The sequence below is a fragment of the Acidovorax sp. Q11 genome (assembly GCF_054950075.1).
Map to the genome: position 1 here is coordinate 140,463 of NZ_JBUDZG010000001.1, position 12,170 is coordinate 152,632.

At 68.8% G+C, this 12,170-nt stretch carries 13 protein-coding genes; 8 read left to right on the forward strand and 5 right to left on the reverse strand.

The features are described 5' to 3' along the window. Positions 1 to 72 precede the first annotated feature (72 nt). The gene (locus ACYZGB_RS00700; protein ID WP_462386221.1) at positions 73 to 1,524 is read right to left on the reverse strand and encodes a sensor histidine kinase N-terminal domain-containing protein; all 1,452 of its coding nucleotides are present in this window, start codon (positions 1,522 to 1,524) and stop codon (positions 73 to 75) included. An 80-nt stretch (positions 1,525 to 1,604) separates the two neighbouring features. Beyond that, positions 1,605 to 2,279, reverse strand: coding sequence for a response regulator (locus tag ACYZGB_RS00705; protein ID WP_063459706.1), 675 nt, complete (start codon positions 2,277 to 2,279; stop codon positions 1,605 to 1,607). A 148-nt stretch (positions 2,280 to 2,427) separates the two neighbouring features. Between ACYZGB_RS00705 and ACYZGB_RS00710 the strand changes: the two genes are divergently transcribed. From ACYZGB_RS00710 to ACYZGB_RS00720, 3 genes are all read left to right on the forward strand, one after another. Further along, the gene (locus tag ACYZGB_RS00710; RefSeq protein ID WP_462386223.1) at positions 2,428 to 3,084 is read left to right on the forward strand and encodes a response regulator; all 657 of its coding nucleotides are present in this window, start codon (positions 2,428 to 2,430) and stop codon (positions 3,082 to 3,084) included. 56 nt (positions 3,085 to 3,140) lie between these two features. Then, entirely contained in the window at positions 3,141 to 4,496 is a 1,356-nt protein-coding gene (locus ACYZGB_RS00715; RefSeq protein ID WP_462386225.1) for a sensor histidine kinase, read from the forward strand. A gap of 101 nt (positions 4,497 to 4,597) precedes the next feature. Continuing rightward, the gene (locus tag ACYZGB_RS00720) at positions 4,598 to 5,809 is read left to right on the forward strand and encodes a serine hydrolase domain-containing protein (RefSeq protein WP_462386226.1); all 1,212 of its coding nucleotides are present in this window, start codon (positions 4,598 to 4,600) and stop codon (positions 5,807 to 5,809) included. A gap of 24 nt (positions 5,810 to 5,833) precedes the next feature. Here the strand turns inward: ACYZGB_RS00720 and ACYZGB_RS00725 are convergent, their stop codons facing one another. Continuing rightward, on the reverse strand, positions 5,834 to 6,766 hold the full coding sequence (locus tag ACYZGB_RS00725; protein WP_462386228.1) for an N-formylglutamate amidohydrolase: 933 nt from the start codon (positions 6,764 to 6,766) through the stop codon (positions 5,834 to 5,836). A gap of 161 nt (positions 6,767 to 6,927) precedes the next feature. After that, complete coding sequence (locus ACYZGB_RS00730; protein WP_462386229.1) at positions 6,928 to 7,893, reverse strand: tripartite tricarboxylate transporter substrate binding protein BugE; 966 nt, start codon at positions 7,891 to 7,893, stop codon at positions 6,928 to 6,930. Between the two features lie 107 nt (positions 7,894 to 8,000). Here ACYZGB_RS00730 and ACYZGB_RS00735 point away from each other — a divergent pair, with 107 nt between their 5' ends. The 3 genes from ACYZGB_RS00735 to ACYZGB_RS00745 all read left to right on the forward strand — a co-directional run bounded on the left by ACYZGB_RS00735 (position 8,001) and on the right by ACYZGB_RS00745 (position 9,837). Beyond that, positions 8,001 to 8,960: a LysR substrate-binding domain-containing protein gene (locus ACYZGB_RS00735; protein ID WP_462386230.1), complete on the forward strand. Its 960-nt coding sequence runs from the start codon at positions 8,001 to 8,003 to the stop codon at positions 8,958 to 8,960. A gap of 121 nt (positions 8,961 to 9,081) precedes the next feature. Beyond that, positions 9,082 to 9,309, forward strand: a complete 228-nt coding sequence (locus ACYZGB_RS00740; protein ID WP_462386231.1) for a helix-turn-helix domain-containing protein — start codon at positions 9,082 to 9,084, stop codon at positions 9,307 to 9,309. Positions 9,310 to 9,330: 21 nt separating this feature from the next. Next, the gene (locus tag ACYZGB_RS00745) at positions 9,331 to 9,837 is read left to right on the forward strand and encodes a Clp protease N-terminal domain-containing protein (RefSeq protein WP_462386232.1); all 507 of its coding nucleotides are present in this window, start codon (positions 9,331 to 9,333) and stop codon (positions 9,835 to 9,837) included. Here ACYZGB_RS00745 and ACYZGB_RS00750 read toward each other — a convergent pair. Continuing rightward, a complete protein-coding gene (locus ACYZGB_RS00750) occupies positions 9,822 to 10,310 on the reverse strand; it encodes a MarR family winged helix-turn-helix transcriptional regulator (protein WP_462386233.1) in 489 nt (162 codons plus the stop codon). The two genes, ACYZGB_RS00745 and ACYZGB_RS00750, sit on opposite strands and share 16 nt — an antisense overlap. A 142-nt stretch (positions 10,311 to 10,452) precedes the next feature. Here ACYZGB_RS00750 and recA point away from each other — a divergent pair, with 142 nt between their 5' ends. Together recA and recX are read left to right on the forward strand one after the other, a co-directional pair. Continuing rightward, on the forward strand, positions 10,453 to 11,532 hold the full coding sequence (gene recA, locus ACYZGB_RS00755; protein ID WP_063459699.1) for a recombinase RecA: 1,080 nt from the start codon (positions 10,453 to 10,455) through the stop codon (positions 11,530 to 11,532). Between the two features lie 138 nt (positions 11,533 to 11,670). Continuing rightward, positions 11,671 to 12,129 carry a recombination regulator RecX gene (gene recX / locus ACYZGB_RS00760; protein WP_462386234.1) on the forward strand — a complete coding sequence of 153 codons (459 nt, stop codon included), beginning with the start codon at positions 11,671 to 11,673 and terminating at the stop codon, positions 12,127 to 12,129. Positions 12,130 to 12,170: the final 41 nt, after the last annotated feature.

A 12,170-nucleotide genomic window follows, 5' to 3' on the forward strand; every position in this document is an offset into this window, starting at 1 on the left:
CCCCTGAGCGGCTGCGCCAGCGTCAAAGAACGGCTGCGTGCAGCACACAGCGCGCCCCCGCCGTCGCAGACACTAGCCCTCCGCCACTACATCCCGCGCCACAAAGCGCACGCTGAAGCGCGCCCCCGGCGGTTGCTGGCCGGGGCGAGCGTCTTCGAGCGTGACCTCGGCGCCGTGCTGGCGCGCGATCTCCAGCACGATGGGCAGGCCCAGGCCCGAGCCGTCGGCCTCGCTGCCCAGCGCGCGGTAAAACGGCTGGAACACCAGCTCGCGCTCGGCCTCGGGCACGCCGGGGCCCGAGTCTTCGACCTGCAGCAGCAGCACCTGGCCGAAGGTGTCGGCCAACACGCGGGCGGTGACCACGCCGGGCTTGTCGGCCGTAGAGGGGGTGTAGTTGATGGCGTTGTCGAGCAGGTTGCGCACCAGCTCCTTGAGCAGCGTGGGGTTGCCGTCCAGCGCCACCCCGGGCGTGCCGGGTTCGGCGCCGTCGTAGCCCAGGTCGATGTGTTTGTCGAGCGCACGCGGCACCGAATCGCGCACCACTTCGATGGTCAGGCGCGCCAGGTCGCAGGGCTGGCGCGCAAACCCCACGCCGCCGCCTTCGGCACGTGCCAGCGCCAGCAGCTGGTTGACGGTGTGGGTGGCGCGGATGCTGGAGCGCCCGATCTGCTGCAGCGAGCGCTTGAGTTCTTCGGTGCTGGTGCCCTCGCGCTGGGCCAGGTCGGCCTGCATGCGCAGGCCCGCGAGCGGGGTCTTGAGCTGGTGCGCCGCGTCGGCCAGAAAGCGCTTTTGCGTGGCCAGCGAGTCGTTGAGCCGCTGCAGCAGGTCGTTGACCGACGCCACCAGCGGTGCGACTTCGAGCGGCACCGTGCGGTCGTCCAGCGGCGAGAGGTCGTCGGGCTTGCGCGCGCGGATGCGCTGCTCCAGCTGGTTCAGCGGCTGGATGCCGCGCGCCAGCGCCAGCCACACCAGCAGCACGGCCAGCGGCAGGATGACGAACTGCGGCAGCATCACGCCCTTGATGATCTCGGTAGCCAGCACACTGCGTTTTTCGCGCGTCTCGGCCACCTGCACCAGGGCCACGGGGGTGCCGGGCAGCGGCAGCCGCACCCAGATGTAGGCCACGCGGATCTCGATGCCGCGCATCTCGGCGTCACGCAGGCGCACCTCGCCCGACAGGGGCACCTCGTCGCCCGGGGGTTCGGGCAGCTCGCGTTCGCCCGACAGGAACTCGCCGCCCGGCCCAATGACCTGGTAGTAAACGATGTCGGAGTCGTCGGCGCGCAGGATCTCGCTGGCGGGCTGGGGCAGGTTGAACTGGACGGTGTCGCCTGCCACGGTGACCAGCTGGGCGAGCGCGTGGGCGTTGTATTCGAGCGCGCGGTCGAACGGTTTGTTGGCCAGGCCCTGGGCCACCAGCCAGGTCAGCGCCAGGCTCACAGGCCATAGCAGCAGCAGCGGCGTGAGCATCCAGTCGAGGATCTCGCCGAACAAGGAGCGCTGCTCTCGCTGAAAGATCTTCAAGGCGTTTGCCGTGCTGGTTTTATGAACTAAAGTGGCCGCTACCGCGCATCCATCATGCCTTGGTAGCTATCAATTTCATACTATCCAGGGATTTTTTCGAGGCAGTAGCCCAGGCCGCGCACGGTGGCGATGCGGATGGGTCCGCCCTCGATCTTCTTGCGCAGGCGGTGGATGTAGACCTCGATGGCGTTGTTGCTCACCTCTTCGCCCCACTCGCACAGGCGCTCCACCAGTTGTTCCTTGCTCACCAGGCGGCCCGCGCGCTGCAGCAGCACCTCCAGCAGGCCCAGCTCGCGCGCCGACAGCTCGATCATCTTGCCGTCGATGGTGGCCACGCGGCCGGCTTGGTCGTACACCAGCGGGCCGTGCTTGATGGAACTGCTGGTGCCGCCCATGCCCCGGCGCGTGAGGGCGCGCACACGCGCCTCCAGCTCTTGCAGGCTGAAGGGCTTGGCCATGTAGTCGTCGGCGCCAAAATCCAGGCCCTTCACGCGCTCTTCCACGCTGTCGGCGGCGGTGAGGATGAGCACCGGCAGCGCCGAGCCCCGGCTGCGCAACTTCTTGAGCACCTCCAGGCCGTGCATCTTGGGCAGGCCCAGGTCCAGGATGAGCAGGTCGAACTCGTTGTTGGTCATCAGGGCCGCGTCGGCCTCGGTGCCGCTGGCGACATGGTCCACCACGGCGCCCGAGGCCCGCAGGGTGCGCAGCAGGCCATCGGCCAGCACCTGGTCGTCTTCGGCAATGAGGATGCGCATGCGGAATGTCTCCTTGGGTGGTGCGGCCCGTGGGCGGGCCTGTGTCGTCATTGTCTGCCTGTGCGAGGATTTTAGGGCGCCTAAAACGCCAGCTCCCTGTCCGGCGCCTTTGGCTGGCTGCAAGCTGGGGGCACGGAAAATGGCGGCCATGCACATCATGCTCATCGAAGACGACCTGGACCTGGGCCAGGCCCTGCTGCAAGCCCTGCAGCAGGGCGGCTTCACGGTGCAATGGCTGCGCAGCGTGGCCGCCACGCCGCCCCTGCCCGACGCCAACGAGGTCGCCGCCGTGCTGCTGGACCTGACCCTGCCCGACGGCCAGGGCATGGCGCTGCTGCGCCGCTGGCGCCGCGCGGGCCTCAGCCTGCCGGTGATCGTGATCACGGCCCGCACCGCCTTGCAGGACCGGCTCGACGGCCTGGACGGCGGCGCCGACGACTACGTGCTCAAGCCCTTCGACGTGCCCGAGCTGCTGTCGCGCCTGCACGCCGTGCTGCGGCGCAGTGCGCGCCAGGCCTGCGAGGAGTGGACGCTGGGCGCCCTGCGCGTAGCACCCCGGCGGCACGAGGCCTGGGTGGGCGACGAGCCCCTGGCGCTGTCGCCGCGCGAGTTCCGGCTGCTGGTGGAGCTGGCGCGCGAACCCGGCAAGGTGGTGGCCAAGAACGTGCTCGCGCAGCGACTCGAACCCCTGGGCGACGCGCTGGACGCCGCCACGCTGGAGGTGCATGTCTCCAACCTGCGCAAGAAGATTGGCGCAGAGCGCGTGGTCACGGTGCGTGGCGTGGGCTACCGGCTGCGGTCATGACACGAGCACAACCCCAGACACCGACACCCCCACGGCGCTGGTGGGGTCCGAGCCTCATGCGCCGCACCCTGCTGGCGCTGCTCGCGGCCATGGCGCTGGTGTGGCTGGTGCTGCTGGGCCAGGCGGCCCTCACCCACTACCGCGCCATGGACACCAACCCCGGCGTGCGCCAGCTCGCGCAGGGGCTGGCGGGGGCTCTGGCCACGCTGGAGCAACCCGCCGAGGCCCGCGCGCTGGTGCACGGCATGGCCCATACCCTCAACGCCATGCGCGCAGATGTGGACCTACTGCAGGGAACCTCGGTGCTGCTGCAGCTGCAGGACCGCACAGGCCAGCTGCTGCACAGCAGCACGGCCGGTATGCACGCGGTGGTGCTGGCAGGCGCCGCAGGCCATGCCGCGATGGACGTGGCCGGCACACCCCATTGGGTGGCGTGGGAAAGCACGGGCCCCTGGCGCGTGGTGGTGGCCGAGCCCCGCCTGGCCGATGCGCGGCTGCTGGGCTTCATGGGCGAAGACCTGGCAGCCTCGGTGCTGCTGGCGCTGCCGCTGGTGGGCCTGCCGCTGTGGCTGGCCGTGCGCACCGGGCTGCGCCCGCTGGCGCGGCTGGATGCCCAGATCGCCGCGCGCTCGGCCCACGACCTGCGGCCGCTGCAGCACCTGCCGCCCCAGCGCGAGCTGCACGGCCTGGCCCAGTCGTTCGACCAGCTGCTGGCCCGCCTGCGGGCCCACCTGGCACGCGAAAAGGCCCTGGTGCACGACGCGGCTCACGAGCTGCGCACGCCCATGGCCGTCATCGCCACCCAGGCCCATGTGCTGGTGCAAGCCCCCGAAGGCCCCGCACGCGCGCAGGCCAGCGAGGCGCTGACGCGCGCTGTGCAGCGCGCCGCGCACCTGAGCGAACAGCTGCTCACGCTGGCAGCACTGGAAGAGACCCCCGCGCTGCACCCCACCGCGCCCCAGGACCTGATGGCGCTGCTGCAGGACTGCCTGGCCGAGCGCGCGGGCTGGGCCGAGGGCCTGGGCGTGGAGCTGTCGCTTGACGGCCCGGACACCCTGGAGCTGCCGTTGGACCGCCAGCTGCTCTGGTCCGCCCTGGGCAATGTGCTGGACAACGCGCTCAAGCACGGCTGCGGCCCGGGCGTGGGGCGCGAGGTGCAGTTGCAGGTGCGGCAGGAAGGCGACGACGTGGTGGTCTGGATTGCCGACGACGGCCCGGGCATAGCGGCCGGTGAGCAAGACCGGGTGTTCGAGCGCTTCTGGCGCTCGCCACGCGCGCGCAGCAGCGGATCGGGCCTGGGGCTCACCATTGCGCAGCAGGCCATCGGCCACCTGGGCGGGCAGGTCCACCTGGGGCCGGGGCTGCACGGGCGGGGCGTGGGCTTCACGCTGCGCTGGCCGGTGGCGGGCTGACAACCCGCACCCAGCAGCCTCCAAGCCCAGCGCAGATCTTTGGGTTCGCCCAAGGTTCGCGTTTCAACAATCCCGGCATCTTCTTCACTTCACGAGATGCCATGAACCGTACCCGCCTTGTTACCCCGTCCACGGCGCGCAGCGCCTTCCTCCTCTCGCGCCGCCACTGGCTGGCCGCCGCAGGCCTGTCCACGCTGGGCAGTGTGCTCACCGCCTGCGGTGGGGGCGACGACGACGCCCCCCGTGAAGCCCACAAGCGGGTGCAGACTCTGGCGCAAGGGCTGGTGAAGCAGGGCGTGGTGGGCGCCGCAGCCGGGTGGGCAGACCCGCGCCAGGTCCGCACAGCCGTCGCGGGGCTGCGCCGCCTGGGGGGCAATGCGCCCCTGGCCACCGGCGACCTGATGGCCATCGGCTCCAACACCAAGGCCATGACGGCCTGCGCAGCCGCGAGTGTGGTGGACCAGAGCCTGCTGCGCTGGGACAGCACGCTGGCCCAGACGCTGCCCGAGCTGGCGCGGAGCGCCCTGCCCGCCTACCAGCAGATCACACTGCGCGACCTGCTGGACCACCGCGCCGGGGTGATGGGTTTTTCAGCCGTCGAAGACGTGGACCTGTTCGTGAATGCAGTGGGCCCCGAGGTGCTGGCGCGCTTGCAGCAACCTGCGGAGGCAGAGGCGTTCTTCCTGCAGTGGCTGCTGCGCCAGCCGCCCGTTCGCGGGACAGGCGCGGACCCGGGCTTTGCCTACTCCAACGCAGGCTATGCGCTGGCGGCCCGCATGCTGCGCGCGGCCACGGGCCTCGGGTGGGCGGATCTGCTGCGCCAGCGCGTGGCCCAGCCCCTGGGCCTTTCGCTCTTTGTGGGAGAACCGATGCGTGCCGGCAGCCAGCAGCCTGCCGGGCATGAAATCCTGGACGGGCGGCTGCAGCCCCTGCCCCTGGCCGAGGCGCCGGAACGCGTGTGGCTGGAGGTCCTGGACCCGGCGGGCGCCGTGAGCCTGACGGCAGAGGAGGACGCACGGTGGCTGCAGTGGCATCTGCGTGCGTTGCGCGGCGAAGCCACCGCCTTGCCGCGCAGCTACGTGAAGGGCCTGCAGGACCTGGGGCACGCCCCTGCGGGCCGCTATGGCCTGGGCTGGCTGGTGCATGCGGCGCACGGCACAGGCTGGCTGCTGCACACCGGCCAGGACGCGGGTTTTCAGGCCATGTCGGTGGTCGCATTCGATGGTTCGCGCGCGGGCCTGGTCCACGGCAACATCGCCACGGCGGACAGCATGGGCCTGCTCTACGAAGGGGTCTCCACGCTGGTGGCCTGAGCCCGCCGGGCCTGCGCCGGGTGCTCAGCGCGGGTCGTGCGCCAGCAGCCTCTGCACCAGGGTCTTGAGGTCCGCCTGCAACCGCGCCATGCCCTCGGGCACCTGGGCGAGCGTCTGCTCGTTCATATAGAGCTTGCGGTTGATCTCGACCTGGATGCTGTGGCGGTGCTGCGCGGGGTTGCCGTAGCGGCGCACCAGCTCCACACCCTTGTAGGGGTGGTTGTATTCCACGCTGTAGCCACACGCCCGCAGGTGCTCGCAGATCAGCGCCGACAGCGCCGGGCTGGCCGTGCTGCCGTCGCGGTCACCCACCACGAAGTCCGCATGCTCCAGCCCCGGGAACTCGGTGGCAAAGCGCCCGGCCACGGCGGGCATGGAGTGGCAGTTGAGGTGGATGCTGTAGCCGTGGCGCGCATGGGCGGCGTCAATGGCCTGCGCCACGGCCGCGTGGTAGGGGCGCCAGCAGCGGTCGATGCGCGCGCGCACCTCGGCCACGGTGAGCAGGCGCTTGTAGATGGGCTCGCCTTCATCGGTGAACTTCCAGACCAGGCCCTTGCCCAGGCGCACCTTGCTGAGCACCTTGGGGTCGGTGGAGATGGGGTCGGGCCAGTCGCCGTCGAGCAGGGAGGTGTCCAGCTCGGTCGTGTCGCGGTTGACATCGAGGTAGATGCGGGGGAAATGCGCCTCGACCCAGGCCACGCCCAGCGCGGGGGCAAAGGCGTAGATCTTTTCGACGTGCGTGTCTTCCGCCCGGCGCAGCGTGGGCAGGTCGCAGGCGGATCCAAAGTCGGCCGGGTACTGCGTGCCGCTGTGGGGCGAGTCGAGCACCAGCGGGGTGCTGCCGGGCACTGCCGTGACGGTGGCAGCGGATGGCGTGGAGGCAAGCCCCGGCGAGCCGGTGACGCCGGGCTGGGCTTGCTGGAATCGGTGATGGATCAGTCTCAAGGCTGCATGCATAGGCAGAGTGTGCGCAAAGTAGGGCGGCTGGCCTAGCCACCCAGACCGGAATCAGGCCATGGTTATCCCTCAGGGACCACGGCATCCGGCTCACGGCCGGGCAGGGGATGCCCCTGCCCACCGGGCGGGCCTTGTCCCTGCGGAACAAGGCCCGCCCCGGGTTAATCCAGGGCGATCTTGGCGTAGGCCGCCACGCGTTTCATCTTGTCGATCTCGCTGCCGATCTGGGCCGTGAACTCCTTGGGCGTGGTGCCCGAGGGATACAGGCCCTGGCCTGCAAGGCGCTCGCGCACGGCGGGCTCCTTGAGCGCCTGGGCAACAGCCTGCTGGATGCGGTCTACCGCCGCAGCGGGGGTGGCAGCCGGGGCCACCAGGCCAAACCACGAGGGTTCGTTGGCCTGCTTGTAGCCCAGCTCGGCATAGGTGGGCACCTCGGGCAGCACATCCAGCCGCTCAGGCCAGGACACGGCCAGCGCCTTGAGCTTGCCCGATTTCACATGCGGCAGCGACGACGCCACCTGGTCGAAGTACACCGCCACCTGGCCCGCCAGCACGTCGTTGACTGCCGGGCCTGCGCCCCGGTAGGGAATGTGCACCATCGAGGTGCCTGTGCTGCTCTTGAACAGCTCACCCCACATGTGGCCGATGGTGCCGTTGCCCGGCGTGGCGTACGACACCTTGCCGGGGTTGGCCTTGAGGTATTTCACCAGGTCGGCAAAGTCCTTGACCGGCAACACGGCCGGGTTGACCACGATCACGCCAGGGGCCTTCACGATCTCGGTCACGCCCACGAAGTCCTTGGTGGGGTGGTAGGGCAGCTTGCTGTACACGGCGGGGTTCACGCCGTGGGTGGAGAGCGTGGCCACACCAATGGTGAGGCCGTCGGCCGGGGCCCGCGCCACTTCGGCCATGCCGATGGAGCCCCCGGCGCCGCCGCGGTTGTCGAGCACCACGGGCTGCTTGAGGATGCGGGCCAGCGACTCTTGCAGGCTGCGGGCCGTGATGTCGGTAGCGCCGCCGGGAGGGAAGGGCACGACCAGGCGCAGAGGTTTGCCTTCTTGCGCCAAAGACATTCCTGGAACGAAAGATACGGCGGCCAATGCATTGAGCAGATGACGGCGTTGCATGGAAAATTCTCCTATGGGATGCATTGAGGTTAAGTGAATTGGTGCGCTCTACCAAGCAATGGATATGCCTGATAACATTCCAAATTGGAATGATTTGATTACTTACGATGTCGTCCCTGCGCCGCCTTGCCCCACCCCTGCACCTGCTGCGGGCGTTCTCCACCGTGACGCGGTTCGGCGGCGTGTCGCGCGCGGCCGAAGCCCTGCACCTCACACAAAGCGCGGTGAGCAAGCAGATCAAGGAGCTGGAGGGCTGGGTGGGCGTGCCACTGTTCGAGCGCAGCCGCAAGCGCCTGGCGCTGACCCCGGCGGGCGAACGCTATGAGACGGCCGTGCGCGCGGTGCTGGCGCAGCTGGAGGCGGCCACGCTGGAGCTGATCACCAGCGACGATGGCGGCGGTGCGCTGCACCTGTCCAGCCTGCCCACCTTCGCCGCCAAGTGGCTCATCCCGCGCCTGCCGCAATTCCAGCAGCAGCACCCGCAGGTCACGCTGCATTTTGTGCCCTACATGCACAGCTATAACTTCGACCGGCCCGAGCTGGACTGCGCAATCCTGTTCGGCGACGGCCACTGGCCAGGTGCCCACGCGCACTACATCACGGGCCACGACGTGGCGCTGATTGCCCCCCGCAGCAAGGTGGCCGACTGGCCCATCCACGCCCCGCGCGATGTGGCGCGCCACACCCTGCTGCGCCATGTGACCGTGCCCGAAGCCTGGCTGCGCTGGAGCGAAACCCATGGCGTGCCCGGCCACATCGACCCGCTGGCCGGCCCGCAGTTCGACCAGTTCCAGACCATGATCCGCGCCGTGATGGCAGGCATGGGCCTGGCGCTGGTGCCGCGCTGCCTGGTGCAGGACGAGATCACCGCCGGGCTGGTGCGCGAGCCCCTGGCCGACGCAGCGCTGCGCGGCGGCTACCCCAGCACCGTGGGTTACTGGCTCTGCTACCCCGAGGGGCGCACACAGCTGCACGCGCTGCAGTGTTTTCGGCAGTGGATGCTGGCCTGTGCGCAGCCGGTGGCGCCCCCTGCAGCACCGTTGTTGGGTGTCACCGATAGCCCCTGATTGAGGGGAAACAGGAGCAGTGCCGATAAGCGATGCCGCCTCCCTCTCCGGGACCAGGCCGCACCGCACGCCTCGTCAACCAAGGTTGACAGTTTTTGCATTCGTCAACTACAGTTGACGAATGCAAACGCAGCCCCCATCCTCGCTTCCTTCGCCCGACCAGCCCGAGGCCGCACTGGCGGCCGTGGTGGCCTTGCGCCTCATGGCCGACCGGCTGGAAGCCGGTGCCGTGGCCGCAGCGCTGGAGCAGGGCTGGTCATGGGCGCAGATCGCCCAGGCGCTGGGCGTGAGCAAACAGGCAGCCCACAAGCGCCTGGCTGCCCAGGTCGCGCGCCCCACCCACCCTTGATCGCATTGAAGGAGCTTCTCCATGTTGCAACGCATCCGCCAACGCCTGCAGGACATGCACACCCTGCGCCAGCTGTTCACACGCGCCGAGCACCATGCCCGAACCCAGGGGCAGCCACGGCCGGGCGCTGAGCACTTTCTGCTGGCCGCCATCGAGCTGCCCGATGGCACCGCACGCCGCGCCTTCGAAAGCATCGGCGCCAATCCCGATGCCATCCCCGCCGCGATTGAGCAGCAATACCGCGACGCATTGGCGCAGGTGGGCATCCAGGCCGATATTCCGCCCGCCAGCCCTCTGACGGCGCCACAGCCCCGGGCCTTCCACGCCCAGCCCTCTGGCCAGAGCCTGGTGCAGGCACTGGCCCACGCACGCAAGGGCCAGCCGGGCCCCTTGCTGGGCGCGCATGTGGTGGCGCTGGTCGCAGCCGCGCCACAAGGTGTGGCCACGCGCACGCTGAAGGCGCTGCGCCTGGACCCGGCAGCACTGGTACAGGCCGCGCAGCGCGAAAGCGCCTACCCCCCCGCGTAGGCCTCCAGCCCGATGGTGACCACGGTGGCCACCTCGTTGCCGACCTCGGCGCGGAACTCGGCTTCGGCCTGCGCCACGGCATCGCGAAAGGCCTGCAGCCAGGCCAGGCCCACGGGCGTGAAACACACGCGGCGCGCGCGTGCGTCCAGCGGGTCGGCCTCGCGCGTGACCAGGCCCCAGGCCTCGCACTGATCCACCAGGTTGGCCATGGCCTGCTTGGTCATGCCCGCGCGCTGGGCCAGATCGGTCAGCCGGTCGCCCGAGAGCGCCAGGTGGCGCGTGATGTGCACATGGGCAGCCGTCACCTGGTCGCGCGCGGCCAGGTTGGACAGGGCCAGCGGCACCTCCACGTTGTGCGCCATGAGCTGAAGCACCCGCGCGTCGAAGCGGCGCATCGCGTGGCCGAGCAGGCGGCCCAGGTGGGTCTGGCGCCAGCCGTCTTCGGCAGGGGATGGAAGGGGCGAATCAGGCATGCCTGAATTGTCAGGCAAACTGACTAAATTATCCTTGAATAACAAAAGACGGCTCGCATAAACTACTGTTCAAGCATCCAGCCTGTAATTAATTGCAGAGCCATGCAAACACCCAACCCATTGTTTCTCAAGGAGTTTTCTCATGGACGTCGCAGTCAAAGGCACCAACCCCGCATTGCCCGTGAACACCGAAAAGGCCAAGGCCCTGGCCGCTGCGCTCGCCCAGATCGAGAAGCAGTTCGGCAAGGGCACCATCATGCGCCTGGGTGAAGGCGAGGTGATCGAGGACATCCAGGTGGTGTCCACCGGCTCGCTGGGCCTGGACATTGCCCTGGGCGTGGGCGGCCTGCCCCGGGGCCGCGTGGTGGAAATTTATGGCCCGGAATCGTCGGGCAAGACCACGCTCACGCTGCAAGTGGTGGCCGAGATGCAAAAGCAGGGCGGCACCTGCGCCTTCGTCGATGCGGAACACGCCCTCGACGTGCAATACGCCCAGAAGCTCGGCGTGCAGCTGTCCGACCTGCTGATCAGCCAGCCCGACACGGGTGAGCAAGCGCTGGAAATCGTGGACAGCCTGGTGCGCTCGGGCGCTGTGGACCTGATCATCGTGGACTCGGTGGCCGCGCTCACGCCCAAGGCCGAAATCGAAGGCGAAATGGGCGACGCCCTGCCCGGCCTGCAGGCCCGTTTGATGAGCCAGGCGCTGCGCAAGCTCACCGCCACGATCAAGAAGACCAACTGCATGGTCATCTTCATCAACCAGATCCGCATGAAGATCGGCGTGATGTTCGGCTCGCCCGAAACCACCACCGGCGGCAATGCGCTGAAGTTCTACGCCTCGGTGCGCCTCGATATCCGCCGCACCGGCACCATCAAGAAGGGCGACGAAGCCATCGGCAATGAAACCAAGGTCAAGGTGGTCAAGAACAAGGTGAGCCCCCCGTTCAAGACGGCCGAGTTCGACATCCTGTTCGGCGAAGGCATCAGCCGCGAGGGCGAGATCATCGACATGGGCGTCACCGCCAAGATCGTCGAGAAGTCGGGCGCCTGGTATGCCTACAACGGCGAAAAGATCGGCCAGGGCCGCGACAACGCCCGCGAGTTTTTGCGCGAGAACCCGGATCTGGCCCGAGAGATAGAAAACAAAGTGCGCGAAGGTCTGGGCATTGCGTTGCTGCCTGCCGCCTTGGCGCAGGCCAGTGCCGACAGCGACGAGGCGTAAGCCAAGAACTGCCATGCCGCCAGAACAAGGCCCGCAAGGTTTTGGCGGCAGGCAGGCATCCACAATCTAAGTCAAACAAGGCCTCACCGCGCGATAGCAAAGCTTTGTTTGCTATCAATTTTGAACATCCCAATCACCATGGGCTTCACCACGCTGTCGCTCAAGGGGCGCGCACTGCGGCTGCTGAGCCAGCGCGAACACTCGCGCGCGGAGCTGTTGCGCAAGCTGGCCCCGCATGTTGAGGAGGGCGATGACCTCAACGCCCTCCTCGACGACCTGCAGGCACGCGATTTCATCAGCGAGGCGCGGGTGGTGGACTCGGTGCTGAACCGCCGCGCAGGCCGCTTGGGCGCAGCGCGCATACGGCAGGAGCTGCAGTCTAAAGGCCTGGGCGCCGACGCGGTGCAGCAGGCCGTGGCCCAGTTGCAGGGCAGTGAACTGGAGCGCGCCCGCGAGGTGTGGCGCCGCAAGTTTGGCGAGCCCGCCGCAGACCCACAGGCCCGCGCCAAGCAGATGCGCTTTTTGCTGGCGCGGGGGTTCTCAGGGGATGTTGTGCGGCGCGCCGTGCTGGGCGCCGAAGAGTCTGACGAGGGTTGAACGCACCGCCAACGGCAGGGCATCGGCCCCACTTCCTGGTG

Bases quoted from the DNA above. Each gene is read 5' to 3' on its own strand.
- ACYZGB_RS00705 (WP_063459706.1), bottom strand. From the start codon at position 2,279: ATGCGCATCCTCATTGCCGAAGACGACCAGGTGCTGGCCGATGGCCTG.
- ACYZGB_RS00710 (WP_462386223.1), top strand. From the start codon at position 2,428: ATGCACATCATGCTCATCGAAGACGACCTGGACCTGGGCCAGGCCCTG.
- ACYZGB_RS00715 (WP_462386225.1), top strand. From the start codon at position 3,141: ATGCGCCGCACCCTGCTGGCGCTGCTCGCGGCCATGGCGCTGGTGTGG.
- ACYZGB_RS00720 (WP_462386226.1), top strand. From the start codon at position 4,598: ATGAACCGTACCCGCCTTGTTACCCCGTCCACGGCGCGCAGCGCCTTC.
- ACYZGB_RS00725 (WP_462386228.1), bottom strand. From the start codon at position 6,766: ATGCATGCAGCCTTGAGACTGATCCATCACCGATTCCAGCAAGCCCAG.
- ACYZGB_RS00730 (WP_462386229.1), bottom strand. From the start codon at position 7,893: ATGCAACGCCGTCATCTGCTCAATGCATTGGCCGCCGTATCTTTCGTT.
- ACYZGB_RS00735 (WP_462386230.1), top strand. From the start codon at position 8,001: ATGTCGTCCCTGCGCCGCCTTGCCCCACCCCTGCACCTGCTGCGGGCG.
- ACYZGB_RS00740 (WP_462386231.1), top strand. From the start codon at position 9,082: ATGCAAACGCAGCCCCCATCCTCGCTTCCTTCGCCCGACCAGCCCGAG.
- ACYZGB_RS00745 (WP_462386232.1), top strand. From the start codon at position 9,331: ATGTTGCAACGCATCCGCCAACGCCTGCAGGACATGCACACCCTGCGC.
- ACYZGB_RS00750 (WP_462386233.1), bottom strand. From the start codon at position 10,310: ATGCCTGATTCGCCCCTTCCATCCCCTGCCGAAGACGGCTGGCGCCAG.
- recA (WP_063459699.1), top strand. From the start codon at position 10,453: ATGGACGTCGCAGTCAAAGGCACCAACCCCGCATTGCCCGTGAACACC.
- recX (WP_462386234.1), top strand. From the start codon at position 11,671: ATGGGCTTCACCACGCTGTCGCTCAAGGGGCGCGCACTGCGGCTGCTG.